Consider the following 22570-nt stretch of genomic DNA (forward strand, 5'->3'; position numbering starts at 1 on the left):
GCAGAGGCTGGGGGTACTGTGGCAACGACAGCCTGCGCTGTCACTGCACTTCCCGGGCTCGGAACGCCCGAATCATTGCGGAAGGGCACGACGGCTTGGGACCTGGGCGGACGGAGTGCGGCGGCGGTCAGACCCTTGACGCGACCAGCTCCTCGCGGACGATCGCTGTTCCCGCACTCAAGGCGCTCATCTTCGCGAGGGCGACGTCGCGCGCGAAGGGGGCCATGCCGCAGTTCGTGCTCGGAATGAGCTTGTCCGCGTCGGCGAACTTCAGTGCCTTGCGCAAAGTAGCGGCGACCTCCTCCGGCGTCTCGATGGTCTTGTTTGCGACGTCGATGGCGCCGAGCATGACCTTCTTGCCGCGGATCAGTTCGATGAGGTCCATCGGGACATGGGAATTGTGGCATTCGAGCGAGACGATGTCGAGGCTCGAGCGCTGCAGGAGGGGGAACGATTCCTCGTATTGGCGCCACTCGGACCCGAGAGTCGTTTTCCAGTCGTTGTTCGCCTTGATCCCATAGCCATAGCAGATATGTACTGCGGTCTCGGCCCGCAGACCTTCCGCTGCCCGTTCGAGCGCGGCGACTCCCCAGTCCTTCATCTCCTCGAAGAAGACATTGAAAGCGGGCTCGTCGAACTGGATGATGTCCACCCCCGCCGCCTCCAGCTCCTTTGCCTCCTGATTGAGGACCGTGGCGAATTCCCAGGCCAGCTTCTCGCGGCTCTTGTAGTGGTCGTCATAGAGTGTGTCGATCATCGTCATCGGTCCCGGCAGCGCCCACTTGATCGGCTGATCGGTCTGCTGGCGGAGGAACTTCGCATCGTCGACGAAGACCGGTTTCTCGCGGCTTACGGCGCTGACGACTGTGGGTACGCTTGCGTCGTAGCGATCGCGGATCCGAACCGTCTTGCGCTTCTCGAAATCGACTCCGCTGAGATGCTCGATGAACGTCGTCACGAAATGTTGGCGGGTCTGCTCTCCGTCGCTGACGATGTCGATGCCGCGGGTGGTCTGCTCATGAGTCGAGATGCGCAGGGCATCGTGCCTGCCCTCGACCAAGGCATCGCCCTGGAGGTTCCAGGGGGACCAGAGGGTTTCGGGCTGCGCGAGCCAGGACGGCTTCGGCAGGCTGCCGACGATTGAGGTGGGCAACAGCGGCTGCGTCATCGTTTCTTCTCCTGCGGTCATGCGACTGGGACGGGTCGGTCGGAAGCCCACTGCTCGAGCATCTCTCGGTGCGGGTTGACGAAGAACTCCTCCGTGAACTTCCCCTGTCTGATGCCGAGCTGGCTGCGTTCGACGCGATCATATGTGACAGGCATCTCCGAGAAGTCGTGCCGGTCCAGCGTCGGCCGGTAGACCTCTCCGGCGGCGGTATGCGCGTTGTAGATCTCGGGTCGATAGATCTTCTGGAAAGTCTCCATCGTGCTGATCGTGCCGATGAGCGCCAGATCGGAATAGTCGCCGAGGAGGTCGCCGCGATGGTAGAAGGCCAGCGGTGCGACGCTGCCCGGTGGCATGAAATACCTCACCTGGAGTCCCATCTTCGCGAAGTAGTCATCGGTCAGCGAGTACTCGTCCTGCTGGTATTCGAATCCGAGAATCGGGTGGTGATTCTCGGTCCGACGGTACGACTTGCTCGTGGACACGCTGATGCAGATCACGGGTGCCGTGTGGAACCGTTCCCGATAGGCAGCAGAATCGAGGAAGTGCTGGAACAGTTTGCCATGCAGGTCACCGAAGTCATCGGGGACCGTGAACTCGGTTGCGGCCTCATTGGCAGCCGGCAGCCGCACGCTGAAATCGAAATCGCGGACGAAGGACGAGAGATTGTTCCCCACGATCCCGGGGTGACGCTTTCCAGTCAGTCTGTCGATGATCTGGATATCCAGGACTTCGAGCAGGGGGAATTCCTGTTCCCGACCGCCCGAGGTGAAGTGAAGTCCTCCGGAGACGATGTCGAGTTCGAGGACATAGCGATCCTGGTCGGGATTGTCCCAAGACGCGAGTTCGTTGAAGCGGCGATTGATGATGCTCAGAGCAGTGCGGAGGTTCTGCTGACGGTCCTCGCCCCTGGCGAGGTTGGCGAAGTTCGTCGTCGCTCGGGTGCTCTCTGACGGCGAGTAGTCCTCGTCGAATCGAGTCGTGGTGATGCTGAATGAGAACCCAGGTGTCATGGACGTCCAATTCGGTGGGTGTTCGGCCGGTTGCGGTCGCTTGCATGTCTGTGATCCATCCTGCCCGTCCCCGGCAGTCATCGGGTAACTCGAGGGAACTATGGATTCCTATAGCCTTGAACTATGTCTCGAGGTCTGAAGAACATCACGCTGCTGCAACTCCAGTACTTCATCGAGGTCGCGTCGGAGGGGTCGATCACCGCCGCCGCCGATCTCCTCTATGTCTCCCAGCCGACCATGTCTGCTGCGATGAAGGACCTGGAGACTCGCGTGGATCGCGCTCTGCTCGTTCGGTCCGCCCGCGGGGTGACTTTGACTGACGACGGTGTGGAGTTCCTCGGCTATGCCCGGCAGGTCGTCGAGCAGGTGGAACTCCTCGAACAGCACTATCTAGGGCGACCACCGTCACGGCGTCTGCTCGGAGTCTCGGCGCAGCACTACTCGTTCGTCGTCGATGCTTTCGTTCGGATGGTCAAGGCCAGCGATGCTGCCGAGTACGAGTTCTCACTGCGAGAGACACGTACCTGGGACATCATCGAAGACGTTCGCACGCTCCGCAGTGAGCTCGGCATCCTCTACCGCAACGACTTCAACAGGAAGGTCATCGACAAACTGCTGCGAGATTCCGGACTTGCGTTCCACCCGCTCTTCCTCGCCTCCCCACACATCTTCATCTCTCGTACGAACCCGCTTGCCTCCCGCCACCGCGTCACCTTGGACGATCTTGCCGCCCTGCCGCGGCTCACTTTCGACCAGGGTGCGAATAACTCGTTCTCCTTTGCCGAGGAGATTCTCTCCACCCTGTCGAGCAAGCAGGAGATCCGGGTCTCTGACCGTGCGACCATCTTCAACCTGATGATCGGACTCGACGGCTACACCATCTCGACGGGCATCATCAGCGACGATCTCGATCCGGCCATCGTCGCGATTCCACTTGAGGTCGAGGAACGCATCGAGATCGGCTGGATCGATCATTCCGGGATCCCTCTGACCGAACAGGCGCAACGCTACCTCGACGAAGTTCGGGCCGTCGTCGGCGGTTTCGGCATTGCGCTGCTCGATCAGGCGTGACCGAGGACAGCGCCGAGGCGGTTCCCTCGACCCACGAGGCCGTCAGATCGTCAGCGCTCCCGCAGCAAAGGCCGCTTCAGTTCTCGTGTGAATATGGAAGATGTGACCGACAATGATGCGGGGGAACGCCCGATCGCCATCTCTGAACGCTCCGGCGTGCTCTACCCGGATTGACTGGCACGGTACGCGGCGAGCCGGACTGAACCGGGCCACGCCGTTTCAGCGGCAGTCGATCAATACTGGCACGTCTCAAGGGCGCTGGATGAAGCCGAGCAGCTGGACCAGCAAATCATCACCTTCCCGCAGTGACCTCATCCCCGAACGCGTAGCCGACGCCACTGTCCCGCTCGCAAGCAAACTCGATGCGATGTGAAATCCGGAGAGATCCTTGCTTGAGATCGTCAAACAGATGCTCGTGAACCGAAGACCGGCTCGTGTTGAACGGAATCGCGAACATGCGGGGGATCGTGGCAGTCATCGCAGCTGCTGAGTGGTGGCAGGCCGACGGCTCGCTTCGCCCCTCGCTTGAAGACCGCCTCGAGTCGATCGCGACCGCCGAACCGCATTCTTGCTCGATGACCTCTGCAGATCGTTCAGGGTGTCCGACTAGCCTCGCAGCATCGATGAGGCTGGCTACGATCCCGGATTTCCTGCAGGACTTGATTGCGATCCCATGGCTGTGGACGCAGGTCGATTCATCAAGGTCATGAGAATCTGCCTGCGTTAGAGTGACCCCTGGCGTCAGCAGGTGACCGCCACGATGAGATCTGCTGCAGAGGGAATCTCAACCCGAAAGATCGGAAGGCGAGGACCGACGATGACAGCCAGCAAAAGTTCGTCACAGCCCGCGGTGCCCCAGCGCGTGGCCAATACAATTCGGGCAACGGGCCTCATCCTCGCGCTCTTGCTCGGTGCGATCGTCGCGGTCATCGGCCTGGCATCGCTCATCCCCGGGCTTGGCCCAGTCAGTTCCGCTGCGGCTCGGTTTGCGCCGACGATTGCGCCGATAGCGACTGTGATCGGAGCGATTGTGCTCGGGTTCGGAATCGATTGGCTGCGTCGAGGCCATCGACGGACCGGAGCTGCAGTGACAGGATTCGGAGCGGTGAGCACGATCGCGAATCTGGCTGTCGGCATAGTGCTCCTCGTTGCCATCACCTCGGCCGGTGGTTCGGTGAACCTGTTCACTGCGACGTTCGGACTCTCGGCGATCGACTCGGCATCGCCTGATCGCAAGGAAGTGTACGACAAATCCAGCTCAGGCGATGACCTCTCCGTATCGATCTACGAACCCGAGAGAGCGAAGGGTTCAGCTCCCACGATCATGTACGTCCACGGAGGTGGTTGGATCGCCGGCGAACCGAACGCAGCGAGTTCAGAGCTTCGTGAACTCGCTGATCACGGTTATCTGGTCGTCTCGGTCGAATACGAACTCGCCACCCTGGACAACGCGACCTGGCAGAGCGCACCTTCGCAGGTGGCATGTGCAGCAAGCTGGATTCAGGCCCATGCAGCGTCACTCGGCGCGGACATTGACCGCTTGGCGTTCTGGGGCGAGAGTTCGGGCAGCAACATGGTCGCCAACACCGCCGGTGCCGCAGCGCAAGGCGACGCCGAGTCGTCCTGCGGTGGGAAGGTTCCGGTTCCGGCAGCGGTCATTGCCGACTACCCCGCGTTCGACGTGACGGGCCTCTACGAGAACGCTCCCACCGGGCCAGGCGCGGGATCCGGCACGCGCCTGTTCGCGACCAGCTACACGGGTGGCACACCAGAGGAATATCCGGAACGCTACGCAGCGGCCGATTCCGTCACGCATCTGAAAGCACCCGCGCCGCCGATGCTCATGATGACAGCGATGCGCGATGACGTGATCACCCCAACCGACCAGCTCTCATGGGCCGAATCGGCCCGAAGCCGCGGAGTCGACGTCACGACCGTGAAAGTTCCCCTCGCCAATCATGCGTACACGCAGAAGGCGAAGAACTCAATCGGCAGCCAGGGACACCTGAGCATCGCAGAGGCCTACTTATCCGAGCAACTTCGCTAGCCACACGTCTGTTGTGGATCTCGGCTGTCCTGGCGGGAGGCGTCGATGCAGGTATTGTGGAAATCGGCAGCACGTACGGTGGCCAGCACTTCCAGGTACCTAAGCCTGAATCATTGCGGAGAGCTCCGGGTCGGTCCGGAACATGTCCAAATGGGGTGTGGCGCATTCTTGCGCCGTCTTCAACTGCCGGTGCGAGACACCGGCCGACGTAAGGACATGAGATGACGACCAAAGACGAGAAGAACCTGTCCCAGGTGACCGTCAAGATCGCGAAGATGGACGAACCGGAACGATCGCTCATGCAGCGAGCGCACGAGATCATCGTGACCGTCGCCCCCAGTCTCAAGCCGCGGATCTGGTACGGCATGCCTGCCTATGCTCTGTCCGCGAGCACTCCTGCACTGGTGACACTGCGCAATGACGACCGGGTCAACCTGGCCCTCACGGAAAAGGTCGAACTCACCCCAGCCGGTGGTTCCGACGGATCGCTGATGCCCGCCGCATGGTACTTCGAGACCATCGACGAGGTCGCCGAGAAGCGCATCGCCGAGATCGTCAGGACGGTAACCTCCTGACGGTGACAACCGCCGGGGCTGAGCCCGCAGACGACACTGCGTGCGCCGTCTGTGTCCGGGGCTCAGCCCCGCGGTCGGCTCCGAGAATCTGACCTCCGATTGGCTATGGTGGTGCTTGAGGGGGAAAAGCAGTCCAATCTGCTATAAGAGGGAGGAGTGATCGACATGAGTTTCTCCGTCTACCTGTCCGGTGAGATCCACACCGAGTGGCGCGAGGAGATCAACGGCGGCACTCGGCACACCCTATGTGACCCTCGACGATGCCGACATCGTGCACCCGCTCAAAGCAGTCGATGCCGAGGCCGAAGCCTGGTGCCAATCGACCGAGGAGCAAAAACGGTCGTTCGCGGCCTCAGGCGCTGCGCGTCGTGACGCTACGGCAGGGGATGATCACCCTTGATCTTGAAGAAGGATCCACGGATCTCTCCGGCGAGCTTCGACTTCTGACGGGCGAACTTGAACGCCGATAATTCGGGAGGCACCTCCATGCCCTCCGAAAGTTTGAAACCGACAGCCCGCTTGCCATCGTCTGCTCGTGTCCATAGGACATTGACTGCGAGCCCGGACTCATAGAAGACGTGCACCCAATAGATGCCGTCGACATCATTGATGCTGACTTCGAGAGCCGGCGAGGTCGGTGCGATCTCACGCTCGGAGGCAAGGATCTCCTCCACCCAGTCCAGGGCCTCTTGCGCCTCAGCCGCCGGGGCCACGGCGAACGTGTGTTTGTACTTGTTGGAGAAGTACCGCGCCTCGTTGGCGCGCAGACCGGCGAGCGCCTCTGCGACGGGGGAGGATTCGAGTCCCTCGGCGGAGACATCGGTGAATGAAACTGGTTCGATGGGCATGGGCTAAGGATATGCCCGATCGCACATGCGACTACGATGGCACCAATCATCCCGCTCTCCGGGTGCGTCGAAGGAGGAGTGCATGCACAGCAGTTCCGATGTCCGACCCTTCACCCCGTCACGACACTGGCGCGAGGACTGGCCGTACGACGAGGAGACCGTGGTTCAGGCCAGAGCCTCGGTCACTGGTACCGCGGCGGATCGTGCGGTGAACTCCTTCCACGCATCCCTCACAGCAGTGCCTGACGCTGAAGTCGCTGACGGCACGAGCGTTCACTATTGGGGCGGTTACACCGCGGAGACGTCGAAGGCGGCCGACGGAGACGGGTGGCAGATCCTGCTGAAATCGGCGGGCGAAGACGGAATCGGTTCCGTCATGGGGGCGACCGAAGACCTCGTCGAGGCCTTGCGCGCGGGAGCGGGAGACGTGCGACTCACGTGGCATGAGATGGCCGCAACCCGGGCAGACGGGACCTGAGCCGATGACTTCGTCAGAGACCGCCAGGAATGGCACAGCGAACCGATCACCCGCGCCGGACTGGCCGCGAGCTGTGCCGTTGTCCACCCAGCGTCTCCGCCTCGAACCGCTGACCCCCGACCATGCCGAGGAGATGGTCGAGACCCTGTCCGCGACGGAACTCTACGAGTTCATCGGAGGGACCCCACCGACGCTGCCAGAACTGCAGCGCCTGTACTCTCTGCAGGCGGCCGGCCGGGCACCGTCCGGTGACGCAGGCTGGCTGAACTGGATCGTCCGCGACAAGGTGAAGACAAACACCGTTGGATACGTCCAAGCCACGCTGACCACTGATGAGGGGCGGTACCAGGCCGACATCGCCTGGGTCATCGCCCCCGACCGACAGCGGCAGGGATTGGCCACCGAGGCGGCTGTTGCCATGGTCGAATGGTTGGGCGAACGCGCGGTGACCGATCTCCGGGCGGCAATCCATCCCGGCAACGTGGCGTCGAATCGCGTCGCCGAGCGACTGGGGCTGCACCCGAGCGACGACTTCGACGACGGTGAGATCATCTGGCGCACTGATGACAGGACCTGAGAATGACCATGCGAGAACCGTCCGTGACCGACCTGCCCGATATCATCGATACCGTCGCGACCTGGCAGGCGGAAGGCCAGCCTGTGCAGGTCCATCCGGGCGACCTCGGGTGGTACCAGCGCTTCGGCGCCGCCGCGCTCGACTCCGCCCTGCGAATTTGGGTTCTAGACGATGAGATCGTCGCCGTCGGATTCCTCGACGAATCCGAACTCATCCGCATGGCCGTTTCGCCTTTCCACGCCCATGAGGCGCATCCTCGCCGAGGCGGGATGGACGACCGACGAACCGTGGACTCAGCTGCGTCGGGAGTTGGCAGACCCGGTCCCTCCCGTACCTCTGCGATTCGACGTCGTGACCCCCGACCGCGTCGAGGACCGCATCGGCGTGGAAGCCGCAGCCTTCCCCGGATCTTCACTGACCCTCAAGCGGTGGGCTGCGATGGCAGACGGGTACGCTTACCGGCAGGCTCGGTGCCTCGTCGGCTACACCGAAACCGGGGACGCGGCAGAGGCGACGACCGTTTGGTCGGCCGGTCGGGGACGCCCGGGTCTCATCGAACCACTTGGGGTCGACAGCGCCCACCGCGGACACGGCTTCGGCGTCGCGATGGCACAGGCAGCGGCCTCGACGTTGCGGGCGATGGGAGCCTCGAGTGTCACGGTCGCCACACCCTCATCGAATACCGCCGCCGTGGCGACCTATCGTGCGGCCGGGATGGACAGCCTCGGCGAGGTCACGGACTTCCGCCGTCCCTGACCGAGCCGACGGCAGACAGGGCGGTCAGGCCTCGGCGCCGGCGATGAAAGCCGCCTGAGCGACATGCTGGATGGCATCGTCGACGATCGAGACCATCCGCACCCCGCGGGTGACTGCGGGCGTCCAGTTCTCATCGATGACTTCGCCGAGGTCGGCCTCGGACAGTGTGGCGGCATAGTCGGTGAACGCGTTCAGCACCGCCTTGAGGTAGTTAACGAGAAGCTGCTGATCGTCGACCCTGATCTGCGCGGCCTCCTCGGGAGTGTGCCCGAGGCCGAAGCCGTCACCGGGCTGGCCGAGGTCGAACCGCTCCCGGAAGTCCTCCCACTGCTGCGGGCGACCGGTGAGGTCGGACAGTTGGACGTCGATCTCCCGGCCGCTGTGCCACAGCAGCCATGCCACCGAATTCGGATGACCGCCGAGGTGGTCGTTGAGCTGATCGGCGGACAGTCGGGGGAGGGCGGTGGCCGCCTGCAGGGGACGCTGTGCCAGGTCGGTGAGGAGTTCGATGCTGTTCATGTCGCCCATTCTGCTCTTCGACATCGGTCCTGTCACGGAAACCGGCCCTGTCACGACATGTCAGTCCGGGCGTGGTCGGCGACGGTTGCGTTTGATCTCGGATCTGCGCTGTTCCGTCCGGACTCGGCGGCGACGGGAGTTACGCGAGGGCTTCGACGCTCGCCTGGGAGTCGGCGGTGCCAGGGCCTCCCGCAGCAGTCGTGCCAGTCGGACTCTCGCGTCCTGCCGGTTCTTCACCTGAGATCGCTGCGACTCGGAGGTCACCGTGAGCACGGTGCCGGTCAGCCTCGGTGCCAGGAAACTCAGCACCCGATCGCGCTGGGTCTCAGTGAGGAAGGACGCGCTCGCCAGATCCAGGCTCAGCTGCACCCGAGAGTCGGCAGTGTTGACATGCTGCCCGCCCGGGCCCGAGGAACGGGAGAACTGTTCGCTCAGTTCGCCGGCGGGAATGACCAGGCCGGTCGGAATTCCTGGTCCTGCGGGAACACGCACATCACCGTTCATCTCAGTTCGGCTCCGAGCCGCCTTCGCGACTCTCACCTGCGACGTCCTCTTCGCGCAGCCTCGGCGTGATCTGCAGGTGCGGCCGAATACCGTGCTTGTCGGCATAGAATCCGCGGATGCGGTCCATGTCCGCAGAGATGTCTCCGGTCATCTCGATGGTCGGACCCAGTCCTGTCGTCCGGGTCGCGGTGTCGAGGTATCCCATGGTCACCGGCATTCCGGTGTGCACGGCGATGCGGTGGAAGCCGGATTTCCAGTGTGTGTGTCCGCCGCGGGTGCCGTCGGGGGTGATGACGAGGCCGAAGACCTCGCCGGCGCGGACACGATCGATCACCTCGGCGACGATGCGGCTGGGGTCGGATCGATCGACGGGGATTCCGCCGAGGCTGCGCATGATCGGGCCCCGCCACCCTGTGAACAGGGAATCCTTGCCCAGCCAGTGCACCTCGACACGGAGGCTCCACGCGATGGCGAGCATGATGGCGAAGTCCCAATTGGATGTGTGGGGCGCTCCGACGAGCACGGTCGGACGGTTCGGGGCAGGCTCGGTGACGAGTCTCCACCGGCTGAAGGTCCAGAAGGCGCGGGCGATGAGGCGTCGGATCATGAACTCAACGGTAGAGCACCGCAGTGAGTGAACCTACTGGCGTCCCTGTGTGTGAACAGTGAAGCGTGCATGTGCGGCCACCAGAATCGGATGGAGGCGGCGGTGGTTGAGGACGAATCCGCTGCGGACCACGATACGGGGATTGAGCCCGCGACCGCGCAGTCGCCGGGTTGCCTCCTCGGTGAGGATGTAGGCGAGCACCTTCGGCCCTCGGGAGACGGCACGTTCGAACACGACCTCCGAGATGTCGTGCCACGGCAGAAGGGTTCCGGGCAGGACTCTCCCGTGTCTGGCGAGGGCGACGCCCGCGGGGGAGAGGACGAGTGCCTCACGGCGGCGCAGCCGCAGCACCACGCCGATCGGAGCCACGACGAGGCAGCCGATGATGCCGACGACGAAGGCCCACATGCGCAGATTGGCGATGATGAGCCACCAGCTGCGACCCTCGCTGATCGTGCCGGCGGTGATCCAGATGAAGGCGACGAGCAGCCCGAATCCGATGATGAGCGCGAGGAACAGGGTGAGGACGATGTGTCGGGTCGACGAGGGGATGAACACGGATTGTCCGCGCTCCAATCGGCGCATCACGGCTGCGGGTGAGAGGTCCTCGGGCATAGGCATCAGAGTACCGGGCACCATGATCGACGTGATCATTCGGACACAATCCCATCGGCCCGGGATCGCCGCGCGAGCGTGGACGGTAGGCTCAGTTCCATGGGTTTCAGCGCCAATATCATCATCGCCGATACGACACTGACCGACTCCGACCTCGCCGGGATCGACCTGCACCCGACAGAGGAAGATCTGACCGCCGAGGCGGTCCTGCTGACCCCGTCCGAAGACCGTGCCTGCGTGGTCAGGACTGATGGTCGCACGATCATCATCGACGGCTCCGATGCGCTCGCCGAGGCGATCGACGAGGAGGGGATCACCCTGCCTGGACGGATCGTGTCTGCGGCTGCCGTGTGCCGAGACTGATGAGGACGAGAGCGCTGACGGCGCAGTCGATGGAGACAGCACAGTCGCCGGAACTGTCGAGATCGACGGCGACCTGCTCATCCAACGGCTTCCCGTGGTGGCAGGAATGGATGCGCACACCGACCTCTTCGCCCTCACCGGCACCGCGTACACGCGAGCCTCGGCCGGTCCGACCGCCAGCGCTGGGGCACCGGCAGAAGGCGCCGAGCCTGCTCGGAAGGGGCTCTTCTCACGGCTCTTCGGGCGGTGATCACCGAGTCTGCGATCTCGGTTGGAGTCCGACGGGAATAATCGCAGCAGCCTGATCGCTGTGCGAAGTACGACCATCACCAACAGCAGAGGAAGATATGTCTGATTCAGCTCGTGTTGTCATTCTCGGCGGCCATGGGAAGATCGCCCTCCTGGCCGCACCCAAGCTCAACGCCGCCGGCTTCACGGTGGACTCCGTGATCCGCAATCCCGACCAGTCGGCCGATGTCGAAGCCGCACAGGCCAACCCGGTCGTCCTCGACATCGAAACCGCCGACACGCAGGCGCTCGCCGACCTGTTCTCCGGAGCCGAAGCGGTCGTCTTCTCCGCCGGTGCCGGCGGAGGCAGCCCGGAACGGACGAAGGCCGTCGACCTCGACGCCGCCAAGCGCTCCGTCGACGCCGCCGAACAGGCCGGAGTCAAGCGTTTCGTTCTGGTCTCCTACGCCAGCGCCTCCGTCGACTCCGACCGTGTTGACCCGGAGAGCTCCTTCTACCCCTACGTGCAGGCCAAGCATGGAGCCGATGAGCATCTGCGCGCCAGCTCGCTCGACTACACGATCCTCGGCCCCGGCGGACTCACCCTCGAACCCTCGACCGGCCAGGTGCTCATCGCCGATGCTGCCGGTGACCTCGACGGACAGAAGCCGGCCGACGATGTGCGCGTGACGTCACGCGAACTCGTCGCCGATGTCGTCACCCACGTCGTCTCTGAATCGGCGGCGGTGCGTGAGACCGTGAACTTCTACGACGGTCAGACCCCCATCGCCGAGGCGATCCGCTGACCTCAATCGCCATGCGGGCTCGAATGCCCGCAGGTTTGAAGGGTCACCAACCCGATGGCTCGTCGCTCAGTAAGGAGCGACGGGCCATCGGTCTGTGACGCCGGCGACGATCGGCCGGCAGGGATCTCGGGAGGCTCAGCCTCGGCGATTCCACAGTTGGTGGGTCAGTCCGCTCGCGGTGGTCAAGGATTCGATCGCGAAATCCTTCTCCACTCCATCGAGGCCCTCCCACAGTGAGACACCCCGGCCGAGGGCGACCGGCACGATGACGATGTGGAGGAAATCGATCAGACCGGCGGAGAGAAACTGCCTGACCGTCGACGGTCCGCCGCCGATGCGGACATTGAGGCCGTCGGCCGCTGCGGTCGCCTCGGCGAGAGCCTCGGCGGGGGAGGCGTCGATGAACTGGAAGCTCGTGCCGTTGTCGAACTCCATCGGCTCACGCGGATGGTGGGTGAGGACGAAGCACGGGGTTCGGAACGGCGGTTCCTCACCCCACCAGCCGCGCCACCCGTCATCGGGCCACGGCCCAGACTGCGGTCCGAACTTCTTTCGCCCCATGATCTCGGCACCGTTGCCCTGACCTCACATGGCGAACAGCGCGCGGTCGGCTGTGATGGGGCCGTCGACGGTGTGAACGCCCTTGATCCCTTGGCCGTCGAAGTAGGAGAACAGTGCCTGTGCCTCCCCGATCGGCTGATCGAGCGTGACGAACTCTCCGGCGGCGAAGCCGTCGAGTGAGACGAAGAGATTGTTGACACATGCTTTGGCCATGAGCACTCCAGTGTGGTGGTTCGGCTGATGTCGGCTGTCGGATGAACGGCGTCGGTTCCCGCGAAGTGGACCAAGTGTAAGATAAAGTAGTTTCAGAATGCAATCACTGGGGGTGGATCGATGCCTGCACAGCCGCGCTCGGGATGTGCGATCAATGCCGCTGTCGAGGTCCTCGGCGACAATTGGTCGCTCATCGTCCTCCGCGATATCATCTTCGGCAATCGTCGGCACTTCCGCGAGCTGCTCACCGGCAATAATGAGGGCATAGCCTCGAATATGCTCGCCAGTCGTCTGAAGAAGCTCATTGACGAAGGGCTGCTGACAAGGGCGGATGCTGCACGCGGGCAGCGAGCCGAGTACTCCCTCACCGAGGCTGGAATCCAGACTCTGCCGGTCATGGTCGCTCTCGGGACCTGGGGGATGACCCACCGGGAGACCTCGCGGGAGTTGACGATCCGCTCCCGCCTCATGGCAGGCGATCCGCAGCTCGTGGACGGTCTCATGGATGAACTCCGGGAGACCCACCTCGGCGTGCCTCGCCCGAACCCAGATGCTCCGCGTTCCTCGCAGCGATTGCAGGCCGCGTACGAGGCGGAGATCGCCGACAGGTGAACCGCGTTGCGGCCGACGTTGAAGACTCCATGCGCCTTTGGCTGCGATGGCAATGGTTTTCGGCATCGGCGGAGCCTTGCAGATCGTGCTGTCAAAGGAGAGGTAACGTGCGCTGGCCCCGTTTGACGGCTGAGTTGGATAACGCTCTTGTCCTCGAGGCTGAAGTGTGCTTCCATGGAATAAGTGATTGCAATCTGCAATCACTCGATGTCAAGACTGATCCCGAAGGAGCGATCATGTTCACAGGACTCATGGCCAATATCGTTGTCACCGGCGAAGAGGAAGCGACCGAATGGTATTCCCGACTCTTCGAAAGGGAACCGGATGACAAGCCGATGGCGGGGCTGGCGCAATGGTGCTTCGACGAGAAGTTCGGCATCCAGATCTGGGAAGACCCGCAGCGAGCCGGAGGCTCCAACGTGGTCATCGACGTGGACGATCTCGACACAATGGCCGAGCATCTGCGAGCGGTCGGAATCGACCACGACGAACCGAGTCCCGGTGGCGGACAGCGCATCCTCCCGGTCAGCGACCCGGATGGAAATCAGGTGGTGTTCTTCGGTGAGTGAGCCCACCTCGGACTCGCCCGGCCCGTCGTTCCTCTCGGATCCGCCCGGCCCGATCACCGCCACGATCAGCCTCGGCGCCGACATCGACCACCCGACCTCAGTGGTGTGGGAGGCCTTCGCCGAGGTCGACCAGCGAGTGCGATGGGGTGTTCCTGCGGGAGAGGAGATGATCTGCGATGAGGACGAATTCCGGCCGGGAGGATCGATTCGTGCCCGCTGTGGAACGCCGGGAGCACTGGAATTCGACTCCGCGGGACAGTACTGCGCAGTCGAAGATGAACGCTGGCTCGTGACCACCGAGACGCTGAGCCGCGACGGTCAGATCCTGTCGACCGCGATCATCACCTGGACCTTCGCGGCCACCTCGAGCGGCACCCGAGTCGACCTCATCGACCAGGTCGTCTCCTTCGTCGGCCAGGGAATGATCGACGGCCACCGCAATGGCCACGAGATCTGCCTGCGCCAGCTCGGCGCATACCTCAGTTCGTGAGGTCCTCGGCCCAGGGCAGATCGGCGCCCTCGCGCCCGACCGTGATCGCGGCAAGCCGCACGGCCCGTTCGGCCAGGCGGGTGAGTGCGGATTCTCCGAGGGTGCTCACCTCGGTTGCGTTCGCGTGCAGTTCGTGGATGAGCGAGACCATGAACGTATCCCCGGCCCCGATCGTGTCCCGCACATCGACCCGGACCGCATCGACCTCCGCCCGCGCCGAGGCGGTCGCCACGATTGCCCCATCTCCACCGCGTGTCATCGCCGCCATCCCCGCACCGAGGTCGAGGATGCGGTCCATCTGAGCGGTTTCGTCGAGTTCGGGGTAGAGCCAATCGGCATCGGCATCGCTGAGCTTGACGACATCGACCCGGGCTGCCAACTCCTCGAACCGGTGCAGTGCCTCGGTGTGAGTGCCGATGATCGAGGGTCGAATGTTCGGGTCGAAGGTGACGAGAGGAGATCGGGGTGCCGCTCCTGTCGCCGAGGCGGCCCGCTCGAGCAGCCGATCCACCGCGGCCGCGCCGGGCTGGAGGAACGCGGCGATCGACCCGAAATGCAGCACCGAACGCTCATCGTCTGCGACCAGCGAGTCGTCGGGATCCCATCGCAGTCGGAAGTCGTAGTCGGCGGAGCCGTCTGCGGCCAGTCGCGCGAGTGCCGTCGATGTGGCGCCGGTCGGGCGGGTGAGAACGTCGACCCGCGATTCCCGCAGATGCGCGAGGAGGAATCCGCCGTGGAAATCATCGCCGACGTCGGTGAGGAACTCGACCTCATCGCCGAGGCGGCCCAATCCAAGAGCGACATTCGCCGGGGCCCCGCCCGGGGAGTACCGATCACGGTGTCCGGCGGTGCTGACGATGTCGATGAGTGACTCACCGATGACGAGAATGCCCATGCCTGCGATTCTACGATGAGCAACGACCGGCAGTGTGACCTGCAGCAATAGGACAGCAATCGAGGATCCGACATGATAGAGGCAATTTCGTGTCAGTGGCGCCTGGCAGTGTGTGGCCATGGACAAGAACACGATTGACACAGACATCAGAACGATCATCGACACGGCCTCGGACCGCATCCTCGCTCCACGACCCGGCGAATGCCTGGTCTGCTACGTGCACCGCCAACTCAGCGAATTCGGCTGCAACGGCACTCGCCGTTTCGCGCTGACCTTCCGGGACCAGACGGCACCCAGGGCAACGGCCCTGCTCGATCGTCTCAGCAGCCTCGGCGCATGCTGCTGTGATGGGCAGATCATCCTCGACGCTTTCACCCTCGGGCCTCATCCGTGGATTCTCGACCCCGGCCCGTTCGCCGAAGCCCTCGGCACTCCGATCAGAATCGTCGACGTCGATGAGAACATGAGAATCGAGGACATCGATGAGACGCAGATGACGGTGAAATATCTGTGCTGCAAGATCGTGCGCCGCGGTTCGACTCAGCCCTGCGGCAACTGGGTACGACAGTCAGGACGGGACTGAGTTCGGGCGCGCATACGCTCGGCCCTCGGGCACAATGGAGACCATGGCCGACACTCTTCCGCTCTTCCTCGACTGCGATCCGGGGATCGACGACGCAATTGCACTCGCCTATCTGTGCTGCCAGGCTGACGTCAATGTCGTCGGCATCGCAGCCTCCGGCGGAAATGTTCCGACCGCACAGGTGGCAGCGAATACTCGCGGATGGCTGGAGTTGGCCGGACGCAACGACATCCCGATCCACGTCGGACACGCACTGCCGCTGATCCGGCACGACAAGGAGACGACACCGGCCGAAGCTCTTGAATATGCCGACCTCACACACGGCGACACCGGCGCCGGGTACGCGGTCCTGCCGAAACCGAGCGGACATGCACACCCCGTCTCGGCGGCCCAAGCGTGGGTCGATGCGGCCCATGCCCACCCCGGCCAGCTTATCGGGGTCGTCATCGGCCCGACGACGAATCTTGCGCTCGCCCTCGAGATCGAACCTGCGCTGCCGCGACTGCTCAAACGGCTCTTCATCATGGGAGGCGCCTTCAACTATCGCGGCAACACCCATCCGACGACCGAGTGGAACGTCACCTTCGACCCGGAATCCACGGCCCGGGTGCTCGCGGCTTTCGGCAAGGCACACGCGCACGGCCAGCTCGCCCATTTGCCGGTCATCGCGCCGATCGAAGCCACCGAGGCCGTCGAGATGACGCCTGACCGAGTCAGCGACATCCTCGGCGGGGCAACGGACACCGATGCTGCTTGGCAGCGGATGCTCACCCAGCTGGCCGCGGCGCTGCGGTTCTACTTCGAATTCCACGCATCCGACGGACTCGGTTATCTCGCTCACATCCACGATCCCTTCGTCCTCGCCTGCGCTCTCACCTGGGCACGGCAGAACACCACGTCCGCAGTCTGGCCGGCGCCGACGGATCCCGCCACCGGAGGGGAGGCCACGGTCGACGACGACCCGGTGACCGCCTCGGCGCCGGTGAGGGGAACGCACGGCACGCTGCCCTGGGCACGGACTCTGTTCGCACCCGTCGACGTCGAACTCACGGGTACACTCACACGAGGCGAAACCGTCGCCGACTGGCTCGGTCGGTGGGATCGACCCGTCAACGCCGAGATCATCCGAACGGTCGACGCCCGGGCCTTCTTAGACCACCTCAGCTCCACACTGATGAAAGGACCATCCTCGTGACTGCACCCTCCCCACAGCCTGGGCAGGGGCCGACCACCTCCTCGGTCGGTCCCGGACAAAGTCGCAGAACCGCACTTCCCCTGACTCTGACGCTGCTCGGAACCCTCGTCGTCATCGGCACCTACCTTTCGGTGCTCCTGACGCAACCTGCCAACCTCGGCATCGATCTCGGCCACACCACCCTGTGGGTGATGCTCGGCTACCTGCTCGGCGGAATCCTCCTGGCCGCCGGCACCCTTCCGCTCATTCCTCGCCGCGTCCTCGCGCTCATCCCCGTCGCCATCGCACTGAACATCATCATCGGGCAGATCATCGGCAACTACACTCCGGTCCCGCTCTACCTCGACTCCATCGGCACTGTGATGATCGGCGTCCTCGCCGGTCCCGCTGCCGGTGCGTTCACCGGGATCATCTCGAATCTCATCTGGGGAGTCACGCTGAGCCCCAGCGTCATCGCCTTCAGCTCCGGGGCAGCCTTCATCGGCGCCGCCGCCGGGTGGGCCGCCCGTCTCGGCGTCTTCCGTACACCCTGGACCGCTGTCATCGTCGGCGCGGTCGCCGGAGTCCCCGCCGGAGCCATCGGAGCCCCGGTCGCCGCATATGTGTTCGGCGGCGGGCTCGGTGCCGGAACCGGGGGAGTCGTGGCGATCCTCCAGGCCGCGGGAGTCGAGATGTTCAACGCAACCTTCGCACAGAGCATGTTCTCCGACATCGTCGACAAGGCGCTCATCTTCGCTCTGGCCTACGTCGTCATTCGGTCCCTGCCCAAACGCATCATCGGACGCTACCCGTTCGCTGCATACAGCCGCCCGAAAGCAGTGCGAACAGGTTCGACGCCGCAGTCGGGTGCGCCGGTCGAGTCGGCTCCTACGGCGGAATGATCACCACCGGCACCGAGCCCGGGACGACCGGAGACGCCACCGGGCGCTCCGGGGCCGACCGGGTCGAACGTGAGCACGGGGCGGGCGACGACACTGCCGGCCGAGAGGGGCATCGGCTGCACCCGGCGACCGAGATCGTCATCCTCTCTGCCGGTCTGCTGCTCGTCTTCGGCATCCCCTCGCCCGTGGTGCCCATCGCCGTCATCGTCGCCACAGTGCTCGCGGTCGCCTCCTCACCAGCGGTGCGGCTGCGGTCGTGGGCACTCGGCGTCGGCGTGCTGTGTCTGCCGACGCTGCTCGTGCTCATCATCGTGCAGGGACTGTTCTATCCCGGCGCGAACGCACATGTCCTCTGGGTGGCCGGACCCGCACACTTGAGCGTCGAAGGACTGAGCATCGCCGTCCAGATCTGGCTGCGCGTGACCGCACTCATCGGACTGTGCGCCCTCTTCGGGCTCGGCACTGACTCCGCCCGACTCTTCGACGGACTGCGCAGACTCCGACTGCCCGACAGCATCGCCTACGTATGCGCCTCCGCGATCGGACTCATCCCCCTCATCGGTACTCGGACCCGCAACGTCATCGAGGCCCGCAGGGCACGAGGCTGGGCGACGGGACGCTGGCGGGTGAGGATGCGGCTGATGCCGGGCATCGTCACCGGCCTGTTCACCTCGATGCTCATCGAGGTCGAACAGCGCCATGAGGTGCTCGAACAGAGCGGCTTGGGAACGCAGGGCCGAACCGTCGAACTGCATGACCACCACGACAGTCGCAGGCAGGGACTGTTCCGGCTCCTCATCCCCGTCCTCGTGGTCGGACTCATCGCGTGCTCGGTGGCCGGTGTGCTCCCGCTGCCGGACACCGTGCAGCTGATCGGCATCAGCTGAGATGACGACGAGCATGAAAGGCTTCGGCTTCACCTATGACGGCGAAGACGACCCAGCGCTGACTGAAGTCGATCTCGAACTGCCCGCCGGATCGATGACCGCGGTGCTCGGTCCCGTCGGCTCGGGCACATCGACCCTCAGCCGGGCACTGGCCGGTCTGCTCGAGACTCGAGGGGCGACGACTGGTCGCGTCGACGTCACCGGCACGGTCGGTTTCCTCGGGGACGATCCGGAGGCCCAGCTGAGCGGACTGACCAGCCGAGTCGACGACGAGACTCAGCTGGCGTGCCGACTGCGCGGCGTCGCTCCCGCCGACGCCGAGATCCGGGCACGCGATGTACTGGCCAGGCTTGGGATCGACGATCTGTGGAACCGGCGTCTCGATACCCTCTCCGGCGGTCAGCGCCAATTGGTGGCACTGTCGAGGATCGTGTCACTGGACCCCGATCTGCTCATCCTCGACCAGCCCTCGCAGTCGCTCGATCCCGCTATGCGTCGACGTCTGGCGGGGCTTCTGCGTGAGAACTGCGAGCGTGGAGGCTCGGTGCTCATCACCGGCCATCAGATCGACGAGCTCACCCTCGCCTGCGACGAGGTGCGCTTCCTCGGCGCGGGTGACGGTTTGGCCCAGGGCAGCGCTGACGGTGACGGGCCGGCACAATCGGCTCGAGCGCGGGGAGTCTGGGACACCCGCCCAGACCACGCGGGCCAGTCACGAGGCGCGTCGATGACGGGGAGCCGGTCGGTCGAACCTCCGCGGGCCGAACCGGTGCTGAGCGTGAGGAGCCTGAGCGTGCGACGCGCGGGCCGAACCATTCTCGACGGTGTCGACGTCGATCTGCATCGCGGCGAACTGACCACGCTCACCGGTGCCAACGGAGCGGGGAAGTCGACTCTGCTGCGCGGACTCATCGGGCTCCTCGGGCGCTCCGGAGACTGTGCGGGCACGGTCACGATGAGCCGCCTCGGCGAAGGAATCAACCTGTTGGATATGCCCGCTCACGCACGCAGCGCTCACCTCGGCTGGGTGGGGCAGGATCCGGGCATCCAGCTCTCGGCGGCGACCGTGCGGTCCGAACTCATGCATGCGTTCCCGCTGCCGCGGCACCGGCGGCGGGAACGCACACGAGTGCTCGAGGACCGTCGCCGCATCGTCGATGCGGTGCTGCACGAGGTCGATCTGGCTGCCGTCGACGAGGAACATCCGTTCGACCTCGACGGCCCCCGACGGAAGGACCTCGTCATCGCTTCGGCCCTGGTCACCGGTGCTGACGTCCTGCTGCTCGACGAACCCACGATCGGGCGTGATCAGGCGGGGATGGACCGGCTCACCGCCATCATCGATCGTGTCCTGCGCCGAGGCGGTGCCGTCCTTGCGGCGACCCACGACCAGCGGTGGGCTGCGGATTCGTCCCACCGTCGCCTGCACCTCGCCGAAGGGCGAGTTCACTCACTCTGAGGAAGACGCGTCACTGATGCGGTCGTGTGATGCAATGGGGGTGAGAACCGTCGTCGGAAGGGATCGCAATGCGCGGGCCATTGGTGCTCTTCGCCTCCTGGGCTCTCCATGATGCGGAGGAGGCGCTGACCTTTCCAACCACGGCTGACCAGCTGGCCGACCTCACTGGAATCGACTCCCTGCGGATGAGCACGAAGCAGAGTGTGGCCGCGATCGGTCTGGTGGGAGCCGCACTCGCCGTCGCAGGAATCCGAGGAGCGAGAACTCGCGGAGCGTCCCGGTTCTACCGAGCCTCCGTCGCCGGCCTCGAAGCACATGTGTTCACTCATCTGCTGTCGGCGGCGGCAGCCCGCCGATACACCTCAGGGGCGCTCACGGCACTGCCGATCATGTGGCCGGGAGCCGCCTTCGCCAGAAGCGAACTCGCTTCGCTCGGCAAGCCGCTGACCGCCTCCGACCGGCGGCTCGGTGCGCCGACGATGGGCGCGATCGCGCTCGCCGCTCACCTCATCGTCAGAATCGATTGGGCCTCTCGACTCAGACATCGAGGCTCGAGTCCGCGGTGACGGCGCCGGACCCGCGGAACCGCTGCAGACTCTGCCATACGCGCCTACGTCTCCTCCGGCCGTGCGGGCAGGCCCGGGCACTGGCGGATCTCGTGTCAGGGGCGAGACCTAGATTGAGCATATGGATGACAACCGGTACTCTTTCGACGCTCTCTACAGCGAACCGCTCGAGCGCGGCTCACTCCCGCCGTGGGACGAGCTGCTCGTCTGCGTGCGCCGGCGCCCGCAGCTCGCAGCCTTCGACGCGGCGATGCTCGCCCGATCGCGCCCGGAGGCGACCGCTGGGACTCCAGAGGCAGTCGACGGGACTGGTCAGTCGATGGTCGCCGGTATCGCGGGGCCGATGGTCTTCGCGGAGGCGGAGGACCCCGAGATTGCGGACCGTGCACCGACGTGGGACGGCCTCGATACGGTGATCGCGGATCTGCGCGGACAGGACCTGCTGCACGTGACGCTGCCGACGACGCGCAGCCCCACCGTCATGCTCACTTACCTCATCGAAGAGCTCGCGCTCGTCTTCGCCGGTCACCGCGGGGACCGTCCCGACCACAACATCGTTGCCAGCGACCTTGGGCTCGATCAGGCTCAGGTGCGCTTCGAAACGGAATGCATCACGTGGCTGATTTCCGGTCGTCTCGGTCTGAGGTCGGCGGCGGCCGGATCGCTCAAGGGCTACCTCAAGGACGGGGACCTCATGCCCCCGATCTCACGTGATCGGGTGCTGCGGACGGTCGACGCCGTCGAAGGACTTTTCGGCGGGGCCCCTGCCCTTGGGGATCAGATCAGGCAGGAGGTTCCGAGTCTGTTCTCCCTCGACGAGCCGTTGGCTGTGTGATCACCGGGGATCCGAGCACGCCCCCTGGTAATCACGGACGGATGAGAGCAGAATTCCAGCTATGTCCACCCCACCGCAGCGATGGACCGTCGCCACCGTCTACCCTGACATGTGGGTCGGTCCCGCAGACGACCCGCGAAACTCCGAGGGTCTGAGTCCCGACGGTGAGTCGGCCAAGGAGAGACTGAAATGATCAGAACCGTCCAGGTGACATTCGACTGCCGTGACCCGGAGACTGTCGCGAGATTCTGGGCGTCGGCACTCGGGTACATCATTCCGGGGCCACCCGGTGTTGAACTCGCCGATGGCGATGATCCGTTCGACGCATGGAGAAGCTTCATCGCCGACCTCGGCGTTGAACTGGGGCCAGAGGATATGCGTGCGGTCATCGAGGATCCCGGAGGGGTTGGGCCGCGACTGTTCTTCCAGGCCGTCCCCGAAGGCAAAACAGTGAAGAACCGGATCCATCTCGACGTCCGAGCTGCACCCGGTCTCGAAGGTGAGGAACGGATGGAGGCCTTGGAAGCCGAATGCGTTCGCTTGGCGCAGGCAGGAGCAAGCCGGCTGAGACGGGTCGAACCCGACCCGCCGATGGAGCACGGCTTCATCGTCATGGCCGATCCCGAAGACAACGAATTCTGCCTTGACTGAC

General features: G+C 64.5%; 32 protein-coding genes. 22 read left to right on the forward strand and 10 right to left on the reverse strand.

What is annotated here, in order from left to right:
• Positions 1–127: 127 nt before the first annotated feature.
• Both GUY23_RS07505 and GUY23_RS07510 read right to left on the reverse strand, forming a co-directional pair.
• Positions 128–1168, reverse strand: a complete 1041-nt coding sequence (locus GUY23_RS07505; RefSeq protein ID WP_166971100.1) for a methionine synthase — start codon at positions 1166–1168, stop codon at positions 128–130.
• A gap of 17 nt (positions 1169–1185) precedes the next feature.
• On the reverse strand, positions 1186–2178 hold the full coding sequence (locus tag GUY23_RS07510; RefSeq protein WP_166971102.1) for a putative oxygenase MesX: 993 nt from the start codon (positions 2176–2178) through the stop codon (positions 1186–1188).
• Positions 2179–2301: 123 nt separating this feature from the next.
• Between GUY23_RS07510 and GUY23_RS07515 the strand changes: the two genes are divergently transcribed.
• The 4 genes from GUY23_RS07515 (at position 2302) to GUY23_RS18930 (ending at position 6271) form a co-directional block, all read left to right on the forward strand.
• Positions 2302–3249: a LysR family transcriptional regulator gene (locus GUY23_RS07515; RefSeq protein WP_166971104.1), complete on the forward strand. Its 948-nt coding sequence runs from the start codon at positions 2302–2304 to the stop codon at positions 3247–3249.
• Positions 3250–4066: 817 nt separating this feature from the next.
• A complete protein-coding gene (locus GUY23_RS18595) occupies positions 4067–5296 on the forward strand; it encodes an alpha/beta hydrolase (RefSeq protein WP_228282786.1) in 1230 nt (409 codons plus the stop codon).
• A gap of 221 nt (positions 5297–5517) precedes the next feature.
• Complete coding sequence (locus GUY23_RS07525; protein WP_166971108.1) at positions 5518–5871, forward strand: DUF1801 domain-containing protein; 354 nt, start codon at positions 5518–5520, stop codon at positions 5869–5871.
• Positions 5872–6061: 190 nt separating this feature from the next.
• Positions 6062–6271 (forward strand): YtoQ family protein, encoded by a 210-nt coding sequence (locus GUY23_RS18930; RefSeq protein WP_228282787.1) that lies wholly within the window; start codon positions 6062–6064, stop codon positions 6269–6271.
• Here GUY23_RS18930 and GUY23_RS07535 read toward each other — a convergent pair.
• Positions 6246–6719, reverse strand: coding sequence for a phage tail protein (locus GUY23_RS07535; RefSeq protein ID WP_166971110.1), 474 nt, complete (start codon positions 6717–6719; stop codon positions 6246–6248). The two genes, GUY23_RS18930 and GUY23_RS07535, sit on opposite strands and share 26 nt — an antisense overlap.
• 82 nt (positions 6720–6801) lie before the next feature.
• Between GUY23_RS07535 and GUY23_RS07540 the strand changes: the two genes are divergently transcribed.
• The 3 genes from GUY23_RS07540 (at position 6802) to GUY23_RS07550 (ending at position 8530) form a co-directional block, all read left to right on the forward strand.
• Positions 6802–7197, forward strand: coding sequence for a hypothetical protein (locus GUY23_RS07540; protein ID WP_166971112.1), 396 nt, complete (start codon positions 6802–6804; stop codon positions 7195–7197).
• A 79-nt stretch (positions 7198–7276) separates the two neighbouring features.
• A complete protein-coding gene (locus GUY23_RS07545; protein WP_166971114.1) occupies positions 7277–7774 on the forward strand; it encodes a GNAT family N-acetyltransferase in 498 nt (165 codons plus the stop codon).
• A gap of 243 nt (positions 7775–8017) precedes the next feature.
• Complete coding sequence (locus GUY23_RS07550; protein ID WP_208085512.1) at positions 8018–8530, forward strand: GNAT family N-acetyltransferase; 513 nt, start codon at positions 8018–8020, stop codon at positions 8528–8530.
• 24 nt (positions 8531–8554) lie between these two features.
• On the opposite strand, the gene GUY23_RS07555 is transcribed toward GUY23_RS07550, so the two are convergent.
• Genes GUY23_RS07555 through GUY23_RS07570 form a run of 4 tightly spaced genes read right to left on the reverse strand, consistent with a single transcriptional unit; the run spans position 8555 to position 10814 of the window.
• Complete coding sequence (locus GUY23_RS07555; RefSeq protein WP_166971116.1) at positions 8555–9049, reverse strand: mycothiol transferase; 495 nt, start codon at positions 9047–9049, stop codon at positions 8555–8557.
• A 60-nt stretch (positions 9050–9109) separates the two neighbouring features.
• Positions 9110–9553: an alternative ribosome rescue aminoacyl-tRNA hydrolase ArfB gene (arfB, locus tag GUY23_RS07560; protein ID WP_166971118.1), complete on the reverse strand. Its 444-nt coding sequence runs from the start codon at positions 9551–9553 to the stop codon at positions 9110–9112.
• Position 9554: 1 nt separating this feature from the next.
• The gene (locus GUY23_RS07565) at positions 9555–10160 is read right to left on the reverse strand and encodes a 1-acyl-sn-glycerol-3-phosphate acyltransferase (protein ID WP_166971120.1); all 606 of its coding nucleotides are present in this window, start codon (positions 10158–10160) and stop codon (positions 9555–9557) included.
• A 33-nt stretch (positions 10161–10193) separates the two neighbouring features.
• Positions 10194–10814 carry a hypothetical protein gene (locus GUY23_RS07570; RefSeq protein WP_166971122.1) on the reverse strand — a complete coding sequence of 207 codons (621 nt, stop codon included), beginning with the start codon at positions 10812–10814 and terminating at the stop codon, positions 10194–10196.
• Between the two features lie 60 nt (positions 10815–10874).
• On the opposite strand from GUY23_RS07570, the gene GUY23_RS07575 reads away from it, so the two are divergent.
• From GUY23_RS07575 to GUY23_RS07585, 3 genes are all read left to right on the forward strand, one after another.
• The gene (locus GUY23_RS07575; protein ID WP_166971124.1) at positions 10875–11138 is read left to right on the forward strand and encodes a hypothetical protein; all 264 of its coding nucleotides are present in this window, start codon (positions 10875–10877) and stop codon (positions 11136–11138) included.
• Between the two features lie 106 nt (positions 11139–11244).
• Complete coding sequence (locus GUY23_RS07580; protein ID WP_166971126.1) at positions 11245–11388, forward strand: hypothetical protein; 144 nt, start codon at positions 11245–11247, stop codon at positions 11386–11388.
• Between the two features lie 97 nt (positions 11389–11485).
• Positions 11486–12172 (forward strand): SDR family oxidoreductase, encoded by a 687-nt coding sequence (locus GUY23_RS07585; RefSeq protein WP_166971128.1) that lies wholly within the window; start codon positions 11486–11488, stop codon positions 12170–12172.
• 135 nt (positions 12173–12307) lie between these two features.
• Here GUY23_RS07585 and GUY23_RS07590 read toward each other — a convergent pair whose 3' ends face one another.
• The gene (locus GUY23_RS07590; protein WP_323127158.1) at positions 12308–12733 is read right to left on the reverse strand and encodes a dihydrofolate reductase family protein; all 426 of its coding nucleotides are present in this window, start codon (positions 12731–12733) and stop codon (positions 12308–12310) included.
• Between the two features lie 24 nt (positions 12734–12757).
• Positions 12758–12946, reverse strand: a complete 189-nt coding sequence (locus GUY23_RS18840; RefSeq protein WP_323127159.1) for a hypothetical protein — start codon at positions 12944–12946, stop codon at positions 12758–12760.
• A gap of 120 nt (positions 12947–13066) precedes the next feature.
• On the opposite strand from GUY23_RS18840, the gene GUY23_RS07595 reads away from it, so the two are divergent.
• From GUY23_RS07595 to GUY23_RS07605, 3 genes are all read left to right on the forward strand, one after another.
• Entirely contained in the window at positions 13067–13558 is a 492-nt protein-coding gene (locus GUY23_RS07595; protein WP_166971130.1) for a winged helix-turn-helix transcriptional regulator, read from the forward strand.
• 236 nt (positions 13559–13794) lie between these two features.
• Positions 13795–14127, forward strand: a complete 333-nt coding sequence (locus tag GUY23_RS07600) for a VOC family protein (RefSeq protein ID WP_166971132.1) — start codon at positions 13795–13797, stop codon at positions 14125–14127.
• Positions 14120–14617 (forward strand): SRPBCC domain-containing protein, encoded by a 498-nt coding sequence (locus GUY23_RS07605; RefSeq protein ID WP_166971134.1) that lies wholly within the window; start codon positions 14120–14122, stop codon positions 14615–14617. Before GUY23_RS07600 ends, GUY23_RS07605 begins: the two co-directional genes overlap by 8 nt.
• Here the strand turns inward: GUY23_RS07605 and GUY23_RS07610 are convergent.
• Positions 14607–15512 carry a carbohydrate kinase family protein gene (locus GUY23_RS07610; RefSeq protein ID WP_166971136.1) on the reverse strand — a complete coding sequence of 302 codons (906 nt, stop codon included), beginning with the start codon at positions 15510–15512 and terminating at the stop codon, positions 14607–14609. The two genes, GUY23_RS07605 and GUY23_RS07610, sit on opposite strands and share 11 nt — an antisense overlap.
• A gap of 118 nt (positions 15513–15630) precedes the next feature.
• On the opposite strand from GUY23_RS07610, the gene GUY23_RS07615 reads away from it, so the two are divergent.
• From GUY23_RS07615 to GUY23_RS07650, 9 genes are all read left to right on the forward strand, one after another.
• Positions 15631–16095, forward strand: a complete 465-nt coding sequence (locus tag GUY23_RS07615) for a DUF2695 domain-containing protein (RefSeq protein WP_166971138.1) — start codon at positions 15631–15633, stop codon at positions 16093–16095.
• 43 nt (positions 16096–16138) lie between these two features.
• Positions 16139–17290, forward strand: coding sequence for a nucleoside hydrolase (locus tag GUY23_RS07620; RefSeq protein ID WP_166971140.1), 1152 nt, complete (start codon positions 16139–16141; stop codon positions 17288–17290).
• Complete coding sequence (locus GUY23_RS07625; RefSeq protein ID WP_228282788.1) at positions 17287–18171, forward strand: histidine kinase; 885 nt, start codon at positions 17287–17289, stop codon at positions 18169–18171. The genes GUY23_RS07620 and GUY23_RS07625 overlap by 4 nt, the downstream gene beginning before the upstream one ends.
• A complete protein-coding gene (locus GUY23_RS07630; protein ID WP_166971142.1) occupies positions 18168–19058 on the forward strand; it encodes an energy-coupling factor transporter transmembrane component T family protein in 891 nt (296 codons plus the stop codon). Before GUY23_RS07625 ends, GUY23_RS07630 begins: the two co-directional genes overlap by 4 nt.
• Before the next feature lies 1 nt (position 19059).
• Positions 19060–20517: an ATP-binding cassette domain-containing protein gene (locus tag GUY23_RS07635; RefSeq protein WP_166971144.1), complete on the forward strand. Its 1458-nt coding sequence runs from the start codon at positions 19060–19062 to the stop codon at positions 20515–20517.
• 68 nt (positions 20518–20585) lie between these two features.
• On the forward strand, positions 20586–21083 hold the full coding sequence (locus tag GUY23_RS07640) for an HXXEE domain-containing protein (protein ID WP_166971146.1): 498 nt from the start codon (positions 20586–20588) through the stop codon (positions 21081–21083).
• Positions 21084–21204: 121 nt separating this feature from the next.
• Positions 21205–21918, forward strand: coding sequence for a dual specificity protein phosphatase family protein (locus GUY23_RS07645; protein WP_166971148.1), 714 nt, complete (start codon positions 21205–21207; stop codon positions 21916–21918).
• A gap of 61 nt (positions 21919–21979) precedes the next feature.
• A complete protein-coding gene (locus tag GUY23_RS18770; protein WP_266096811.1) occupies positions 21980–22111 on the forward strand; it encodes a hypothetical protein in 132 nt (43 codons plus the stop codon).
• Positions 22108–22569 (forward strand): VOC family protein, encoded by a 462-nt coding sequence (locus GUY23_RS07650; protein ID WP_166971150.1) that lies wholly within the window; start codon positions 22108–22110, stop codon positions 22567–22569. Before GUY23_RS18770 ends, GUY23_RS07650 begins: the two co-directional genes overlap by 4 nt.
• Position 22570 lies beyond the last annotated feature (1 nt).

Origin of the sequence: Brevibacterium atlanticum (assembly GCF_011617245.1) — a bacterium.
Lineage (GTDB): Bacteria > Actinomycetota > Actinomycetes > Actinomycetales > Brevibacteriaceae > Brevibacterium > Brevibacterium atlanticum.